Origin of the sequence: Streptomyces sp. Ru71, from assembly GCF_002920535.1 — a bacterium.
Taxonomy (GTDB): Bacteria; Actinomycetota; Actinomycetes; order Streptomycetales; family Streptomycetaceae; genus Streptomyces.
Genome location: NZ_PQSS01000002.1, coordinates 107,673 through 124,802, shown reverse-complemented (window position 1 = coordinate 124,802; position 17,130 = coordinate 107,673). Strand labels below are relative to the sequence as shown.

Here is a 17,130-nt window from a genome sequence, read left to right as displayed (position 1 = left end):
TCCTTAGCTCGCGTATCGCCCGGTCGGTGGGGTGGGCGGGGTGGGGACGGGGAGGGGGGAGGGTGCGGGGACTACGGGGACTACGGCGACGGGGGCGGTCGCGGCGCCTAACGGGGAGCCGGGCCGCGGGAGAGCGGGCACGTGGGGCGTCATGGCACCGGCTCCGTCAGCGGGCGGTCGACGGGCACCTGGTCCGTGACGGTCACGGCCGCCGGGTCCAGGTCGCCCGGCGTCGGCATCACGCTGCCGGGCAGCTGCACGGCGGCGGCGCCGTGCGCCACGGCGGAGGCGAGGGCCTCGGGGCCGCTGCCGCCGGCGATGAGGAAGCCGGCCAGGGAGGAGTCACCGGCGCCGACGTTGCTGCGTACGGCGTCCACGCGGGCGCTGCCGAACCAGGCGCCCGAGGCGTCCACCAGGAGCTGGCCGTCGGCGCCCAGGCTGGCGAGCACGGCGCCCGCGCCCATCTCGCGCAGTTCCTCGGCGGCCTTGAGCGCGTCGCCCACCGTGGCCAGGGGGCGCCCGACGGCCTCCGCGAGCTCCTCGGCGTTCGGCTTCACCACGTCGGGCCGGGCGCGCAGCGCCTCCAGCAGCGCGCGCCCCGAGGTGTCCAGCGCGATCCGCGCGCCCCCGGCGTGCGCCCGGGTGACGACATCGGCGTACCAGGAGGGGGCCAGACCTCGCGGCAGGCTGCCGCAGCAGGCGATCCAGTCCGCGCCGCGCGAGGCCTCGCGCACGGTCTCCAGCAGCCGTTCCTGCTCGGTGGCGGTCAGTTCCGGGCCCGGCGCGTTGATCTTCGTCAGGACGCCGTCGGCCTCGGCGAGCGCGATGTTGGAGCGGGTGGCCCCGGCGACGGGCACCGGCGCGACCTCGATGCCCTGCGCGTCGAGCAGGTCGGCGACGAGCGCGCCCGGCGCACCGCCCAGGGGCAGGACGGCGACCGTGCGCCGCCCGGCGGCCGCGACGGCGCGCGAGACGTTCACGCCCTTGCCGCCGGGGTCCGTGCGCTCGGTCTCGGCGCGGATGACCTCGCCGCGCTGGAGCGCGTGGACCTCGTAGGTGCGGTCGAGGGACGGGTTGGGGGTGACGGTGAGGATCATGCGCGTACCACTTCCGTGCCGCCGCGCTCGATGCCGGCGGCGTCTTCGGGGCTCAGCCCGCTGTCGGTGATCAGCAGGTCCACGTCGCTCAGGTCGCCGAAGCGGGCGAAGTGCTCCTGGCCGTGCTTGGAGGAGTCGGCGAGCAGGACCACCCGGCGGGCCGCGGCGACGGCCGCGCGCTTGACGGCGGCCTCGGCGAGGTCGGGGGTGGTCAGGCCGTGCTCGGCGGAGAAGCCGTTGGCGGCCACGAACAGCACGTCGGCGCGGATCTCGCCGTACGCCCGCAGCGCCCAGGCGTCCACGGCGGCCCTTGTCCGGTGCCGCACCCGGCCTCCGACCAGGTGGAGCTGGATGCCGGGGTGGTCGGCGAGGCGGGCCGCGATGGGCAGCGAGTGCGTGACGACGGTGAGGTCGGCCTCCAGCGGCAGCGCGGCGGCCACCCGGGCGACCGTGGTGCCGGCGTCGAGGATCAGCGTGCCCTCGGCAGGCAGTTCGGCCAGGGCCGCCTTGGCGATGCGGTCCTTCTCGCCGGCGGCGGTGGACTCGCGCTCGGTGAGGTCGGGCTCGAAGTCCAGGCGCCCGACGGGGATGGCCCCGCCGTGCACACGCCGCACCAGCCCGGCCCGGTCGAGGGCCTTCAGGTCGCGGCGGATGGTCTCCGCCGTCACCTGGAACTCCTCGGCGAGCGACACGACGTCCACCCGGCCGCCGTCCCGGGCGAGCCGGAGGATCTCCTGCTGCCGCTCCGGTGCGTACATGTCCGTTCGCCTCCGACTCATACCCGAACGTGTGGTTTCACTCGGAGGCTACGCCCGGATTTCTGGAAAGTAAACAGGTTCGGGCGCAATCAGAAGCAAACGGGCATGATCAGGCAGGGAAAGGTGCCACGACCAGGCATGAGGAGAGGGGCCCGGCGCCATCGGCACCGGGCCCCTCTCTGTCTCCTACGACCGTGAGGTGATCGTCAGGACACCAGCTCCGGCTCCTCGTCCCGCGCCGGAAGCTGCTCCGCCGCCGCCCCCTCCACGTGCTGCGCCGGCCGCCTCGGCAGGGCGAACATCAGCAGGAAGATCGCGCCCATCACCCCGGCCACCCAGCCCAGCGCGTGCTGGAAGGCGTGCACGAAGGCGGGGCCCACCTCGGCCGGGGCCAGCCGGTCGCCGATCTCGCCGAAGAAGACCACCGACACCAGGCCGAGGCCCAGCGCGTTCCCCATCTGCTGCACGGTGTTGATCAGCCCGGACGCCGAACCGGCGTGCTCGCGCGGCACCTGGGACAGCACCGCGTCCGTCAGCGGGGCGACGATCAGCCCCATGCCCACGCCCATCACCACCAGCGGCAGCGCCATCTGCCACGGGGCGATGGACAGGCCGTAGTGCGCGGCCTCCGCGATGTAGACGAGCACGCCCAGCGCCATCACCAGCGCGCCCGCCTGCAGCACACCGCGCCCGAACCGCGGAACCAGCTTCTGCACGCTCAGCCCGGCCGCCGTGGACACCGCGATGGAGAAGGGCACGCCGGTCAGCCCCGCCTTGAGCGGGCTCCAGCCCAGGCCCATCTGCATGTACAGGGTCCACACCAGGAAGAAGACGCCGAGCGCGATGCCGAACACGGTCTGCACGGCGATCCCGGCCGCGAAGCTCTTCACACGGAACAGCGACAGCTCCACCAGCGGGGACCCGTCCCGCGCCGCCTTGCGCCGCTCGTAGGCCACCAGCGCCGCGAAGACGACGAGCGCGCCGGCCATCGAGCCGTACCCCCACAGCGGCCAGCCCAGCTCACGGCCGCGGGTGAGCGGGTAGAGCAGCATCAGCAGCCCCAGCGTCACCAGGGCGACGCCGACCAGGTCCAGCTTGAGCGCCTTGGGGGCGCGCGACTCGGTGATGAAGCGCCGGCCCAGCAGCCAGGCGGCGACACCGACCGGCAGGTTGATCAGGAAGATGGGCCGCCACTGCAGACCGAACAGGTTCCACTCCGTCAGCAGCGCGCCCAGCAGCGGACCGGACACCGCGCCCAGTCCGACGATCGCGCCGAACAGGCCGAAGACCTTGCCGCGTTCGTGCGCCGGGAAGGTGGCGTGCACGATCGACAGCACCTGGGGCACCATCAGCGACGCCATCGCGCCCTGCAGGACGCGGGAGGCCACGAGCATCTCCGGGTTCGCGGCGAAGCCGCACAGGGCGGAGGCGAGCGTGAAGCCGGCGATGCCGAGGAGGAAGATCCGCTTGCGGCCGTGGATGTCACCGAGCCGGCCGCCCGTGATGAGACCGGCGGCGAAGGCGAGCGCGTAGCCCGCGGTGATCCACTGGATCTGGCTGAAGGAGGCGCCCGCGTCCCGCTGGATCGACGGTATGGCGATGTTGACGATCGTCACGTCGACGAGGTCCATGAAGGCGGCGGTCATCACGATCGCCAGGGCGAACCAGCGGCGGCGGTCGCCGGTGCCAGGGGGTGCGGTGAGGCGGGTTTCGGTCTCGCTGGAGGTCATGCGTCGAAGGTAGGACGCCAGTAGGTCAGATCACGTCCTATTTCTGCGGCATTCTCGATTCCATGACGACGGACACCCCGGCCCGGCTGCTGCAGTTGCTCTCCCTCCTCCAGACGCCGCGCGAATGGCCCGGCGGCGAGCTCGCCGAACGGCTCGGCGTCTCCCGCCGCACCGTCCGCCGGGACATCGACCGGCTGCGCGAACTCGGCTACCCCGTGCAGGCGACCATGGGCGCCGACGGCGGCTACCGGCTGGTCGCGGGCAAGGCGATGCCGCCGCTCGTCCTCGACGACGAGGAGGCGGTCGCCATCGCGGTCGGGCTGCGGGCGGGAGCCGGCCACGCGGTCGAGGGCGTGGAGGAGGCGTCCGTGCGGGCGCTGGCCAAGCTGGAACAGGTGCTGCCGGCCCGGCTGCGCCACCGGGTGACCACGCTGCAGGCCGCCACCACGCTGCTGACCAGCGGGGACGGGCCGAGCATCGCACCCGAGACGCTCACCGTGATGGCGTCCACGGTGGCCGGGCGGGAGCGGCTGCGGTTCGCCTACCGGGCCGCCGACGGAACCCAGTCGCGGCGGCTGACCGAGCCGTACCGGCTGGTGTCGACGGGGCGGCGCTGGTACCTCGTCGCCTACGACCTGGGGCGCGAGGACTGGCGGACGTTCCGCGTGGACCGGGTGAGCGAGCCGTTCGCGACGGGCGCGCGGTTCACCCCGCGGGAGCTGCCCGAGGGGAGCGCGGCGGAGTACCTGCGGCGGTCGATGCGGCGCGGGCACGAGTCGTACGACTTCCTCGTCGCGTTCGCCGCACCGGCGGAGGCGGTCGCCGCGCGGGTGCCGGAGTGGCTCGGGGCGCCGGAGCCCGCCGAGGACGGCGGGTGTGTGCTGCGCGGCCGGGGCAGCGGCCCGGTGGACTGGCTGGCGGCCCGGCTGGCGATGCTGGGCTTCGACTTCACGGTGCGCGAGCCGGCGGAACTGGTGGAGTCGGTACGCGAGTTGGGCGAGCGGCTGAGCCGGGCCGGGCGAAGCGGCTGAGCGGGGCGGGGGCCATGGCACTGAGCGGGGCGGGGCCATGGCGCTGAGCGAGGGAGCCGGGCGAGGCGGGGCGGCGGAGGCGGGCCGGGCGGGGTGAGGCATTGCACACCGATGTGACAGAATCTCCGGTCCGGGCGGGTCACCCCGTGGTTCAGGTACGGGGTGGCCCGTTCCGTCTCGCCGTGCTCCCGCCCTTCGGTGATCCCGTCGTAGGCACAAAGGAGCCGGACCCCGGCACCCGGGGGGAAGGCGCCGAAGTCCGGCTCTGGGAAGTCCCGGCGCCGGGGGGGATTGCGTCGGGACGTGGTTCAGTTGGCTCGCGAGCCGCCGAAACGGTCTGCCGGGGGCGGGAGTCGGTGGGTCTCCGTCCGAACTCCCGTGCTGTGAAGTCTTGTTCCCTGGCCCCCGCGGGTTGAAGCGGCGGAACAGCGCCATGTTTGCGCGGTCTTTCGCCACCCGGCGTACGCGCCCGCGCACGCCGGACGCCCCTCGTACGCCCGCTCAGGCCGCCGCGTCGAAGCCGGTGTCACGGGCCAGCTTCTTCAGCTCCAGCAGCGCGTGCTTCTCGATCTGCCGGATCCGCTCGCGCGTCAGGCCGTGCTCCTTGCCCACCTCGGTCAGCGTGCGCTCACGGCCGTCCTCGATGCCGTACCGCATCTTGATGATCGAGGCCGTGCGCTGGTCCAGGCGGCCGATCAGGTCGTCCAGCTCCTCGCTGCGCAGCAGCGTGAGGACCGACTGCTCGGGGCTCACCGCGGAGGTGTCCTCCAGCAGGTCGCCGAACTGGGTCTCGCCCTCGTCGTCCACCGACATGTTCAGCGAGACCGGGTCGCGGGCCCAGTCCAGGACGTCGGTGACGCGCTCCGGCGTGGCGCCGAGCTCGGCGGCGATCTCCGCGGGCTCCGGGTCGCGCCCGTGCTCGCGGTTGAACTCGCGCTGCACGCGGCGGATGCGGCCCAGCTCCTCCACCAGGTGGACGGGCAGCCGGATGGTGCGCGACTGGTCCGCTATGGAGCGGGTGATCGCCTGGCGGATCCACCACGTGGCGTACGTGGAGAACTTGAAGCCCTTGCGGTAGTCGAACTTCTCGACCGCGCGCACCAGGCCGGCGTTGCCCTCCTGGATCAGGTCCAGCAGGGGCAGGCCGCTGCGCGGGTAGCGCCGGGCCACGGCCACGACCAGCCGCAGGTTGGAGCGGATGAAGACGTCCTTGGCCCGCTCTCCCTGAGCGACCAGGGCCTTCAGCTCCTCACGGCTCGCATCCACCTCGGACTCCTCGAACCCGTCGAGGATCTGCCGCGCGAAGACACCCGCCTCGATCTGCTGGGACAGCTCGACCTCCTTGGCGGCGTCGAGCAGCGGTGTCCGCGCGATCTCGTCGAGGTACATGCCGACCAGATCGCGGTCGGCGATGTCGCCGGTGGCGCGAACACTGCTTGCCGCGTCGGCCGTCTCGCCGGTGGCGGACTGACGACGGGCGACGGCACGGGTTGCCATGCGTGCTCCCTTGCGATGGTGGGTCAGCGGGTGGTCCGTCGGACACTCGGCACGGCGAGGAGCGCCTCCGAGGTCTTCCGGACCCTCCTCCGGACTCCTCGGACTCTCCTCGGGTGCCCTGCATCCGATGGAAACAACGACTGGAATCCGGACAGAATTCCCAACCCGACCCCCGAATTTTCTGATCATGCAGTACCCTGTGCGGCCGCACGAGGAGGCGAGGTGCCGATGCGACGTCGAGATGTGCAGGTCAGGCCCGGGACGGAGGCCGACCTCGAAGGCCTCACGGATCTGTACAACCACTATGTACGTGAGACGCCCATCACATTCGACACCACTGCGTTCCCCCCCGAAGAGCGCCGCCCTTGGTTGCTCTCCCACCCTGAAGACGGCCCGTACCGTCTGAGGGTTGCCACGGACGCGGACACACAGGAAATTCTGGGGTACGCCACATCCAGCCCTTACCGCGCCAAGCCCGCCTACTCGACCTCCGTGGAGACGACGGTCTACGTCGCCCCGGGGGCCGGCGGGCGCGGCGTCGGCACGCTGCTGTACACGGCGCTGTTCGAGGCGCTGGCCGGTGAGGACCTGCACCGCGCCTACGCGGGCATCGCCCAGCCGAACGAGGCGTCCGCCCGGCTGCACGCGCGCTTCGGTTTCCGGCACGTGGGGACGTACCGGGAGGTGGGCCGCAAGTTCGGCCGCTACTGGGACGTGGCCTGGTACGAGAAGGATCTCTGAGGCCGCCCGGAGCGGACGGGTCAGCCGAACTGCACCGACCGCTTGGCCAGCCCCAGCCAGAACCCGTCGATCACGGACTTCTGTTCCCCGAGCTCACCGGCGGCGTCCGCCGCGCCCATGGTCACGAACAGCGGGGCGAAGTGCTCGGTGCGCGGGTGGGCGAGCTGCCCGGCCGGGGAGCGGTGCAGGAAGTCCAGCAGCGCGTCCACGTCACCGCCGTCCAGGGCCTGCCGCCCCCAGTCGTCGAACTCCGCCGACCAGGCCGGGACGCCGCCGGCGTGCCGCAGCGCGGCCAGGTTGTGGGTGAAGAAGCCGGAGCCGACGATCAGGACGCCCTCGTCGCGCAGCGGCGCGAGCCGGCGGCCGATCTCCATCAGCCGCACCGGGTCCAGCGTGGGCATGGAGACCTGCAGGACGGGGATGTCGGCGCCGGGGTACATCTCGACGAGCGGCACGTAGGCGCCGTGGTCGAGGCCGCGGTCGGGGATGTCCTGCACCGGCATACCGGGGGCGCGCAGCAGCTTGCGGACGCTCTCGGCGAGCTCCGGGGCGCCGGGCGCCTCGTAGCGGACGCGGTAGTAGTGCTCGGGGAAGCCCCAGAAGTCGTAGACGAGCGGGACGGTCGTGGTGGCGCCGAGGGCGAGCGGGGCCTCCTCCCAGTGCGCGGAGACCATCAGGATCGCCTTCGGCCGCGGCAGCGCGGCGGACCAGGCGGCGAGCTCACCGGGCCAGACGGGGTCGTCCGCGAGCGGCGGGGCGCCGTGGCTGAGGTACAGGGCGGGCATGCGCTCCCGGGTGGTGGCGGACATCGGCGGTACTCCCTCGGAACGTGGTGCTCAAACAGATGCTTTAAGTCTCAAGCTTTCCTCTCTCCAGGGTACGTCCGATTTGTTTAAGATTCAAGGACAGGGCCCGTACAGTGGTGGTATGACCACGGCACCCGCATCCGCATCCACGGAGACATCCACGGAGACACCCCGCTGGCTCAGCGACGAGGAGCAGCGCGTGTGGCGTTCCTACCTGGAGGCCACCACGCTCCTGGAGGACCATCTCGACCGCCAGCTCCAGCGGGACGCGGGCATGCCGCACATCTACTACGGCCTTCTCGTCCGTCTCGCCGAGTCCCCCCGCAGGCGGCTGCGCATGACCGAGCTGGCCATGTACGCCAAGATCACCCGCTCCCGGCTCTCCCACGCGATCGCCCGCCTGGAGAAGAACGGCTGGGTGCGCCGCGAGGACTGCCCATCCGACAAGCGCGGCCAGTTCGCGGTGCTCACCGACGAGGGCCTTGAGGTGCTGAAGCGCACCGCGCCCGGCCATGTGGCCGCCGTGCGCCAGGCGCTGTTCGAGCGGCTCAGCCCGGCACAGCAGAAGGCCCTCGGCGAGATCATGGAGATCGTCGCCGAGGGCCTCCAGCCCAAGGAAGCGGGTGCGGACCTGCCCTGGCTCCGCTAGTTCACCGGGCGCCGGTCAGTGGGCCACCACCGGAATCGGGGCCTCGTCCTCGACGCCGTCGCCGGAGCCGGAGGCCACCGGGGAGGAGCCGGGGCGGCCGGCGTTGACCAGGGTCACCGCGATCACCGCGGCCAGCGCCAGCATGCCGACGGCGAACCAGATGGCGTTGGTGTAGCCGTGCACCTGGCCCTGCAGCTGGACCAGCTGCGCCTGCGACTTCGAGGTCGCGCCGGCGATGTGGTCCTTGATGTACGCGGTGGTCGCGGAGGCGGCGATCGTGTTCAGCAGGGCGGTGCCGATCGCGCCGCCCACCTGCTGCGAGGTGTTGACCATCGCGGAGGCGACACCGGCGTCCCGGGGCTCGACGCCCAGGGTGGCCAGCGACATGGCGGGCATGAACGCCGTACCCATGCCGAGGCCGAGCAGCAGCATCGACGGCAGCAGCGTCGAGGTGTACGACGAGTCGATCGTCAGCTGCGTCATCAGCAGCATGCCGGCCGCGGCGACCACGAAGCCGGGGCCCATCAGCGCGCGGGCCGGGACGCGGGTCATCAGACGGGTGCCGATCTGGGTGGAGCCGACCATCATGCCCGCGATCATGGGCAGGAAGGCGAAGCCGGTCTTGATCGGCGAGTAGCCCTTCACGACCTGCAGGTAGTAGGTCAGGAAGAGGAAGGTGCCGAACATCGCGATGATGGCGATGCCGAGCGAGAGGTAGACGCCGCCGCGGTTGCGGTCGGTGATCACACGCAGGGGCAGCAGCGGGGCCTTGACCTTGGCCTCGGTGACGACGAAGGCCAGCAGCAGGACGGCGGACGCGACGAACAGGGAGGTGGTCGTCGTGTCGCCCCAGCCGTCGGACTCGGCGCGGGTGAAGCCGTAGACCAGCGCGACCAGGCCCAGGGTGGACAGGAGCACGCCGGGGATGTCGAGCGGGTTGCGGTTGCGGCCGCCCTCGGGCTCACGGATGACGAAGTAGGCGCCGGCCGCGGCGATGACGGCGAACGGGATGTTGACGAAGAAGGTCCAGCGCCAGTCCATGTACTCGGTCAGCACGCCGCCGAGGATGAAGCCGACGGCGCCGCCGCCACCGGCGATGGCACCGTAGATGCCGAACGCCTTGGCGCGCTCCTTGGCGTCGGTGAACATCACCGCGAGCAGGGAGAGCGCGGCCGGCGCCAGCAGGGCGCCGAAGATGCCCTGGAGGGCGCGGGCACCGAACATCATGGCGCCGGTGGTCGCGGCGCCGCCGAGCGCGGACGCGGCGGCGAAGCCGGCCAGGCCCACCACGAAGGCGCGCTTGCGGCCCCACAGGTCGGCGATCCGGCCGCCGAACAGCAGCAGACCGCCGAAGGCCAGGGCGTAGGCGGTGACGACCCACTGGCGGTTGCCGTCGGATATGCCGAGGTCCTGCTGGGCCGAGGGAAGGGCGATGTTCACGATGGTGGCGTCGAGGACGACCATCAGCTGGGCGAGCGCGATGAAGACGAGCGCTTTCCAGCGGTTGGCGTCGCCGCCGCTGGGGACGGTGTCGGGTGCCTTGACGGCGGTTTTGGACATGGAGGTACCCACTTCGGGACTTCGTGACGGAAAAAGCGTGCGAAAGCGTGCGTTGCGGGAACGGCTCGCCTACCGCGGCGGCCGATGGAACGGTCGTCGTTCGTTCAGACGGATGTCGGGCGCGGAACTCATCGTTCAGGCGTTGCGGAGATCCTCCACGGTCGCGGCCGCGCCCGGCAGGGCGGAGCGGGCCGGTGCCCGCATCCCGTCCAGGAACAGCTGCACATGGCGGTGGACGAAACGGTCGAGGCTGCCGCTGCCGGTGCCGGCCGGGGGCCGGCTGAGCTGCGCCACGGCGATCACCAGATCGCCGACCTCCACGTCGGCGCGGAGCTGACCGGCCGCCTTGGCGCGGTCCATCATCTCCGCGACCAGGCGCTCGACCCGCTGTCGCGCCGCCTCCAGGTCGGGGTGGGACTTGTCGAAGGTGCTGGAGACCATCGGGCACAGCGCGCTGATCCGCTCGTCGGCGGCGGTGTGCGCGAAGCGCTCCAGAGCCTCGAAGGCATCCCCGGTCTCGGCCAGCGCCTGTTCGGCCGCCCGCGCCGTCCGGTCTATGACGGAGCAGACGACCTCGCGGACGAGGGCGTCACGATCGGGGAAGTTGCGGTACACCGTGGCGTTGCCGACGCCGGCCCGGCGGGCGATCTCGTCGAGCGCCACGTCCGGGCCGTCCTCGACGAACATCTCGCGGGCCGCGGTGACGATGCGCTCGCGGTTGCGCAGGGCGTCGGCACGCGGCCGGCTCACCTTGCGCGGCGCGGTTGCGGTGGTCGTCACGGCGTACTCCTGTGGCTGACTGTCTGTGGCTCGCGATCCGGGGAAAGGCTCCCCGTTTCGCCCGGACACCTGACTAAACGGGGAAGCGGTCCCCGGTTATTTCCCACCCGCCGAGAGATTTCCTGTGACCTGGATCACATCTCCGAGCGAGGCCCCCCCGGCGCGGGGATCAGCGCGCCCACCACCCCCGGGAACCCCCGATCGGCCCGCTTCAGCGCGCGGGCCGATCCGGCTGCGATGAGGGTGATCACAAAGGCGCAGCCGGTGGTCAGGGGGCTGCCTGGAGTGAAGGGTCCTGGATGCAGCCGCAGCGAACCCGGAACCGCCGGATACGCCCGCGCCGCATGGCCGCCCTCGTCTCTGTCAGCCTGCTCACCCTCACCGTCAGCACCTCGGCCGGCACCGGCCGTCTGGCGCCGGGTGCCACGCCGGCCGGAGCGGGCCCCGTCGCGGCGCTGTCCCGTTCCACCAGGCTGGGCCCCTGCATGATCAGCGGCGGCCCGGCCGTCCAGATGTCCGAGGGCGTCCCCACGCCCGGCGGCTACGCGCACTCCACCGGTACCGTGCGCGCGCTCACCCTGATGATCGACTTCCCGGACGCGCGGGGCGCGGGCCGGGCGATGGACCGCTTCCACGAGTTCTTCCCACAGACCCAGCGGTGGTTCGCCACCAGTTCCTACGGCCGCCTGGACTACCGCCCGGTCACCCCGATCACCGGCTGGCTGCGCATGCCGAAGCCGTTCAAGGCCTACGGCATAGAGCGCGGCGCCCCCTTCGACCCGGGCTACCGCGACCTGGTCCAGGACATCGTGGCCACCGCCGACGGCCAGGTGGACTTCGGCGACTACGACCTGCTCAACGTGCTCGTCACCCCGAACGCCGGCCCGTCCGCCCTGGACACCGTGCTGTCCGTGACCTTCGCCGGCAACAACGAGGCCCCCGTGGCGGACGGGGTCCCCATCTCCAACGCCTCGTTCGTCTACTCCCGCCAGGACGACGGCTCCGGCTCCTACGGGCGCACCGGCTTCCGGGTCCTGCCGCACGAGAACGGCCATGTCTTCGGTCTGCCCGACCTGTACACGGCGGACGGCGGGGGCGCGGTCGGCCACTGGGACATCATGAGCGAGGACTGGGGCGCCAACAACGACCTGCTCGGCTGGCACAAGTGGAAGCTGGGCTGGCTGGACGCCTCCCAGGTCCGCTGCGCCGCCTCCCCCGGCACGGCCGAGTTCCCGCTCACCCCGCTCGCCCGGGCCGGCGGCCCCAAACTGGTCTTCGTCCCGCTGGACGCCCGTACCGGATACGCCCTGGAGCTGCGCACCCGGGCCGGAAACGACGAGGCGGTGTGCCGGCCCGGGGTGCTGATCTACCGTGTGGACGCCGACGTCGACACCGGCATGGGCCCGGTGCGGGTGTACGACTCGCGGCGCGACAGCGGCGGCTGCACCCGCAGCCCGAACGTCCACGCCGAGCTGTCCGACGCCCCCTTCGTGCCGGGCCAGTCCTTCGAGGACCCCCGGCACGGCATCCGCATCACGGTGACGGAGCCGGACGGGGAGGAGGACGCGGAGGGCGAGGTGGTGGTACGGGTGACGCGGAAGTAAGCGGAGCCCTGCGGTCACGACATCGCGCGGGACCTGACCCGGCCGCGCGCCGCCCGGCGGTCGTGGCGGCGCCGGCGGATGGACGCCACGTACGTCGCCAGGCTCACGACGACCACCCCTACGGTGATCACCAGGGCGATCTGGTCCAGGGTCGCCACCCGGGTCGCACCGTAGGCGATACCGGCCAGCAGCGCGCAGACGCCCAAACCCCTGAGGGTATTCATTTCTCTCTCCGATTGTTTCCCTGGTTATTCCGCTCCGTTCACTTCCGGGCGGCGGGCTATTTCCAGGAGGACACGCGCGTCACATAGGACTTCACGATGGACGATATGAGCCAGTAGGCGCGCACGACGGTGTAGACGAGTTCCGGCAGCAGCACGGCCTCGACGAGCATCGCCTTCCAGCCGAGATTGCGCACCCGCAGTGCGGGATAGACGATCCAGAAGGCGAACAGCGCCCACAGCAGCGGGTGGTGGTAGAAGCCGTATTCCGCCAGCGCGACGAGTTGCGGGGCGCCCCAGCCGAAGATGTACACGATGCCGAGCAGACCCAGGATCATCGTGCTGATGGAGTGCCAGGTGAACTTCGTCCAGCCGCGCCGGCGCAGCGTGTCGACGGTGCCCCGGCTCCACCGCTCGCGCTGCTGGATCAGCTCGCGCAGCGTGGGCATCAGGTCGGTGTAGGCGATGCAGAGCTGGTTCGCCGTGACCTTCCAGCCGGACTCCTTCAGCGCGAGCGTGGTCTCGTAGTCCTCGACCAGGTTGCGGTGGTCCTCCCAGAAGACCTCGCCGCGCCAGTCGATCAGGTTCTGCAGGGCCTCGGCCCGGTAGAAGGAGCCCGCCCCGGACATGGTGTGCACGTCCTTGCGGTAGCGCGCGTTGGCGGCGCGGCCGTACTCGATGATCTGCATCCCGAGCAGGAACCGCTGCCAGGGGTTGCGCCACAGGTCGGTGCGGCCGAGGCAGGCGGCGCTGACGCCGCCGATCTCCGGGTCGGAGGCGATGACGTTGCGGGCCCGCTCGACGAAGCGGGAGTGCAGCTCGGTGTCGGCGTCCATGACCAGGATGTGCCCGACCCGCCCGGTCAGCCGCCCGCCGACGGCCTCGCGCAGCCAGCGCAGGCCGTGGTTGAGGGCGCCCGCCTTCTTGTGCGGGTTGTCGTCCAGGGTCAGCACGACCGTGGGCGGGGTGCGCTCGTCCTCGGCGAACGCCCGCGCGAATTCCTCGGTGCGGTCGGTGGAGTTGTTGACGACCACGACGATGAGGTCGGGCCGCCGGCTCTGTCCGGCCAGGGAGTCCAGCGAGGTGAGGACCCCCGCCTCCTCGTTGCGCGCGGGCACCAGGACGACGGTCTCGTAGACCAGCGCGTCCGGCGCCTCGGCCACCTGCCCGTACGCGGCGCGGCCTCTTCGATGCCGGCTGCGTGTCGTCACTTCGGACACTTCCGAAACCCCCCACCGGGCTTTTTCACACAACGCCCCCCGCGCTGTGCCCATCCTGTGAATGCGATCGGAAAATACCGCACGTCCGTCTGACCGGCCCATACGGAATCACGGCCCCCACGTGCCCGATCGGAATCCTGAATGAAGCACAGGTGAACAACACGGGGCGCAGCTGCACGAGAAAGGCACTGCAATTCGGACACTTGGGTGACATAAGCCCACTCGACGCCTGTGAGGGAAAGCACAGGGGAGGTTACGAAAAAAACCCACCCTGGTGGGTTCGGCGAAATCGCGCTTACGATACGGCGCGATGATCACCCACAGACACGCGCCGGGCGAGGGAGCACCGTGGTGAGCCGCGGGCGCCGCCGGCCGTCCCACCGCACCCGCAACACCGTCCTGTCGGTCCTCGCCGCTGGCCTGCTCGCCGGCGCGGGCGTGACGGGCTACGCCAAGTGGCGCTCCGGCGACGCCCAGGACACCGCGCTGACGGTGCGCTACCGCACCGGCGTCCCCGCCTCCAGCGGCGTGGCGCAGCCCTGGCTGGAAGTCATCAACTCCTCCGCACAGCCGGTGAACCTCGGCGACGTCACCCTGCGCTACTGGTACTCGGCCGACGACGGGGCGCCGTACGCCGCCAACTGCGTGCAGACGTCGCTGGGTTGCTCCCGCATCACGCTCACGACGGCCGCCGCCGGCGCCCCGGCCGCGCAGGCCGACCACTACCTGCAGGTCGGCTTCACCTCCGACGCCGGCACGCTCGCTCCGGGCGCCTCCACGGCCGCGATCGGGCTGCAGCTCTACCGCACCGACGGCAAGAAGGCGGACCAGTCCGACGACCGTTCCTTCCAGGCCGGGGTCACCCACTACGAGACGTCGGAGCGGGTGAGCGCGTATCTGCGCGGCACCCGCGTCTGGGGCGAGGAACCGGAAGGCAACGGCCCGGCACCGAGGACGGCCCGCGCGGCCCTGCCCGCCGGTGTGCTCTTCGACGACTTCGACTACACCGGCCCCCACGACCCGGCGCTGGCCGCCAACGGCTGGGAGGCCCGCGACGGGGAGGGCGGCCCGGGTATCAAGGACAGCTGGTCGGCGCAGGGCGTCAGCTTCCCGGCGGCGGCCCCGGACGGCACCGGCACCAGTGGGCAGACGCTCCGGCTGACGGCCGAGAGCGACGGCACGCGGCAGGGCACCCGGCAGTCGGAGTTCCACACCACGGCGCCGGCCTTCTCCACCGGCACCCTGGTCGCCCGGGTCCGCCTGAGCGACAAGCCGGTGAGCGGGAAGGACGGCGACCACGTCGCCCAGTCCTTCTTCACCATCTCCCCCGACCACACCTCGCCGAAGTACAGCGAGCTGGACTACGAGTACATGCCCAACGGCGGCTGGGACCGCTACGGCCCGCTGATGGACACCACCAGCTGGCGCGACAGCGCGCGCAACGACCGCGTGACCAGGTCCCGTATGACGAAGCTCGGCGGCTGGCACACGCTGGTGGTCACGGCGGTGGACGGCCACACGACGTACTCGGTCGACGGCGAGAAGCTGTTCGGCAACGGCAGCGCGCACTCCCCGCGCGAGCCGATGACGATCAACTTCAGCACCTGGTTCATCGACCTGCCCTTCAAGGGGCCGCGCACCTGGGACATGCAGGTCGACTGGCTCTACTACCAGGCGGGCAAGGCCGTACCGGCCAAGGACGCCCAGCGCACCGTGCGGGACCTGGCGGCGGGCGGGACGCACTACGTGAACACGCTGCCGAAGTCCTGACGGGGGCGTGCGCTCGGCGGGCCCGCGGGCCTGCGGATACCGTGTGGGCGAGACCTCCCCGCCAGCCCTGGAGAGCGCACGGCCATGCACCCGCCCGACGCCGCCGCCACCGCCGCGCCCCCGGAGGAGGCCGTCACCCCGCTGATCCGCGGGGTCGCCGTACTGCGCCGGCTGACGGAGGCGGGCGGCACGCTCAGCCTGAGCGCGCTGGAGAAGACCACGGGACTGGCCCGCGCCACGGTGGACCGCATCACCGCCACCCTGGCCCGCATGGGCTACGTGCGCCTGGACGGCCGCGACGCGGTCCTGACGCCCCGTGTGATGGAGCTGGGCAACGCCTACCTGGCGGCCCTGCGCCTGCCCGCCCTGCTGTCCGCGCACGCCGACGCCCTGGCGGACGAACTGGACGAGTCCGTGTCCCTGGCGGTCGCCGACCGGGACGGCATCCGCTTCATCCACCAGGCGACCCGCCGCCGCGCGATGTCGCTGAGCTTCCGCATCGGCGACCTGCTCCCGGCCGAGCGCACGGCCCCCGGCCCCCTCTTCGCCACCGAGTGGACGGCAGCGGACTGGGCCCGCTGGCGCGAGCGCCGGGCGGCGGACCCGCGCGACGCCGCCTTCACGGCCGTACCACCGAGGGAACGCCCGTTGCCCGACGAGGACTTCGAGCGCCGCACCCGGCGGGCGCGGCGCGACGGCTGGTCGCTGGACGACCAGCTGATCGAACCGGGCCTGGTGGCCGTCTCGGTCCCGGTGCGGGACCCGCACAGCGGCCGCATCGCCTGCGTGGCGAGCGTGGTGAGCCACACCAGCCGCCACACGGCCGAGGACCTGGCGACGACGCTGCTCCCGCGCCTGCGCGAAGCGGTGCGGGCGATGGAAGGTGCCCTCACCGCCCAGCCGGCCGGCGCACCGGTCTCACCGCCCCCCGCCGGCCTGGCGACCTGGACGGCGGCGTCGAAGACCGAACTGGGCCGCACCTTCGTCGAGTCCCTGGCCCGGGGCCTGACCGTGGTGACGGCGTTCGGCGAGGGCAGAGGCAGCCTGACGCTGACGGAGGTGGCGAAGGCGACGGGCCTGGCGAGAGCGACGGCACGCAGGGCGCTGATCACCTACGAGCACCTGGGCCTGGTGGAGACGACGCAGGACGACCGCGCCTTCCGCCTGACCCCCCGGGTGCTGTCGCTGGGCTTCCCGCCCCTGTCCCGCACGAGCCTCCCGGACATCGCCCGGCCCCACCTGGCCGACCTGACGGCCCGCATCCACGAGTCGACGGCCCTGGCGGTCCGCACCCCGTCCCCGGACGAGATCCAGTACGTGGCCCGGTCGACGCACCACCGGGTGATGAGCGCCGACATCCCCCTGGGCACCCGCCTCCCGGCGTCCGGGACCTCGGCGGGCGGCGTCCTGCTCCCCCACGGCGAGGCCGCCCCGTACGTGCTGCTGGACGCGGAGCTGGAGGCGGGTCTGCGCACCCTCGCGGTCCCCGTCCACGACGCCGGCGGCGACGTGGTGGCGGCCCTGACGGTGGCAGCCCACGCGGCCCGCCGCACCCCGGAGGAATGCGTGGAGGCGCTCCTGCCGGAACTCCTCGCGGCGGCGTCCCGGATCGAGAAGGACCTGCGCACGGCGTCCCGCTTCACACGGGTCCCGCTGACCTGACCGG

Annotated in this window: 15 protein-coding genes; 6 read left to right on the top strand and 9 right to left on the bottom strand. The window is 72.1% G+C overall.

The genetic code is table 11. The features are described from left to right. Nucleotides 1-149: 149 nt before the first annotated feature. The 3 genes from pfkB to C3489_RS01805 form a co-directional block, all read right to left on the bottom strand. Entirely contained in the window at nt 150-1,097 is a 948-nt protein-coding gene (gene pfkB, locus C3489_RS01815) for a 1-phosphofructokinase (RefSeq protein WP_103779085.1), read from the bottom strand. After that, entirely contained in the window at nt 1,094-1,855 is a 762-nt protein-coding gene (locus C3489_RS01810; RefSeq protein ID WP_103779083.1) for a DeoR/GlpR family DNA-binding transcription regulator, read from the bottom strand. Before C3489_RS01810 ends, pfkB begins: the two co-directional genes overlap by 4 nt. 206 nt (nt 1,856-2,061) lie before the next feature. Then, nucleotides 2,062-3,585 carry an MFS transporter gene (locus C3489_RS01805; protein ID WP_103779081.1) on the bottom strand — a complete coding sequence of 508 codons (1,524 nt, stop codon included), beginning with the start codon at nt 3,583-3,585 and terminating at the stop codon, nt 2,062-2,064. 62 nt (nt 3,586-3,647) lie between these two features. On the opposite strand from C3489_RS01805, the gene C3489_RS01800 reads away from it, so the two are divergent. Then, nucleotides 3,648-4,616, top strand: coding sequence for a YafY family protein (locus tag C3489_RS01800; RefSeq protein ID WP_103779079.1), 969 nt, complete (start codon nt 3,648-3,650; stop codon nt 4,614-4,616). A gap of 501 nt (nt 4,617-5,117) precedes the next feature. Here C3489_RS01800 and C3489_RS01795 read toward each other — a convergent pair. Then, nucleotides 5,118-6,113: an RNA polymerase sigma factor RpoD/SigA gene (locus tag C3489_RS01795; RefSeq protein ID WP_103779077.1), complete on the bottom strand. Its 996-nt coding sequence runs from the start codon at nt 6,111-6,113 to the stop codon at nt 5,118-5,120. A 228-nt stretch (nt 6,114-6,341) separates the two neighbouring features. Here C3489_RS01795 and C3489_RS01790 point away from each other — a divergent pair, with 228 nt between their 5' ends. Next, entirely contained in the window at nt 6,342-6,854 is a 513-nt protein-coding gene (locus C3489_RS01790; protein WP_103779075.1) for a GNAT family N-acetyltransferase, read from the top strand. 20 nt (nt 6,855-6,874) lie between these two features. Here the strand turns inward: C3489_RS01790 and C3489_RS01785 are convergent, their stop codons facing one another. Continuing rightward, nucleotides 6,875-7,663, bottom strand: coding sequence for a dioxygenase (locus tag C3489_RS01785; RefSeq protein WP_181139461.1), 789 nt, complete (start codon nt 7,661-7,663; stop codon nt 6,875-6,877). Nucleotides 7,664-7,781: 118 nt separating this feature from the next. Between C3489_RS01785 and C3489_RS01780 the strand changes: the two genes are divergently transcribed. Next, nucleotides 7,782-8,309 (top strand): MarR family winged helix-turn-helix transcriptional regulator, encoded by a 528-nt coding sequence (locus C3489_RS01780; RefSeq protein ID WP_103779073.1) that lies wholly within the window; start codon nt 7,782-7,784, stop codon nt 8,307-8,309. Nucleotides 8,310-8,324: 15 nt separating this feature from the next. On the opposite strand, the gene C3489_RS01775 is transcribed toward C3489_RS01780, so the two are convergent. Both C3489_RS01775 and C3489_RS01770 read right to left on the bottom strand, forming a co-directional pair. Beyond that, on the bottom strand, nt 8,325-9,869 hold the full coding sequence (locus tag C3489_RS01775) for an MFS transporter (protein ID WP_103779343.1): 1,545 nt from the start codon (nt 9,867-9,869) through the stop codon (nt 8,325-8,327). A 135-nt stretch (nt 9,870-10,004) separates the two neighbouring features. Then, entirely contained in the window at nt 10,005-10,649 is a 645-nt protein-coding gene (locus C3489_RS01770) for a TetR/AcrR family transcriptional regulator (protein WP_103779071.1), read from the bottom strand. Between the two features lie 299 nt (nt 10,650-10,948). Between C3489_RS01770 and C3489_RS01765 the strand changes: the two genes are divergently transcribed. After that, the gene (locus C3489_RS01765; protein WP_103779069.1) at nt 10,949-12,253 is read left to right on the top strand and encodes a M6 family metalloprotease domain-containing protein; all 1,305 of its coding nucleotides are present in this window, start codon (nt 10,949-10,951) and stop codon (nt 12,251-12,253) included. Between the two features lie 14 nt (nt 12,254-12,267). Here C3489_RS01765 and C3489_RS01760 read toward each other — a convergent pair whose 3' ends face one another. Both C3489_RS01760 and C3489_RS01755 read right to left on the bottom strand, forming a co-directional pair. Next, complete coding sequence (locus C3489_RS01760; RefSeq protein ID WP_103779067.1) at nt 12,268-12,459, bottom strand: hypothetical protein; 192 nt, start codon at nt 12,457-12,459, stop codon at nt 12,268-12,270. Between the two features lie 74 nt (nt 12,460-12,533). Beyond that, nucleotides 12,534-13,685, bottom strand: a complete 1,152-nt coding sequence (locus C3489_RS01755; protein WP_181139459.1) for a glycosyltransferase family 2 protein — start codon at nt 13,683-13,685, stop codon at nt 12,534-12,536. 360 nt (nt 13,686-14,045) lie between these two features. On the opposite strand from C3489_RS01755, the gene C3489_RS01750 reads away from it, so the two are divergent. Both C3489_RS01750 and C3489_RS01745 read left to right on the top strand, forming a co-directional pair. Then, the gene (locus C3489_RS01750) at nt 14,046-15,464 is read left to right on the top strand and encodes a cellulose binding domain-containing protein (RefSeq protein WP_258054529.1); all 1,419 of its coding nucleotides are present in this window, start codon (nt 14,046-14,048) and stop codon (nt 15,462-15,464) included. A gap of 84 nt (nt 15,465-15,548) precedes the next feature. After that, the gene (locus tag C3489_RS01745) at nt 15,549-17,126 is read left to right on the top strand and encodes a helix-turn-helix domain-containing protein (RefSeq protein ID WP_103779063.1); all 1,578 of its coding nucleotides are present in this window, start codon (nt 15,549-15,551) and stop codon (nt 17,124-17,126) included. The last annotated feature ends 4 nt before the right edge of the window (nt 17,127-17,130 follow it).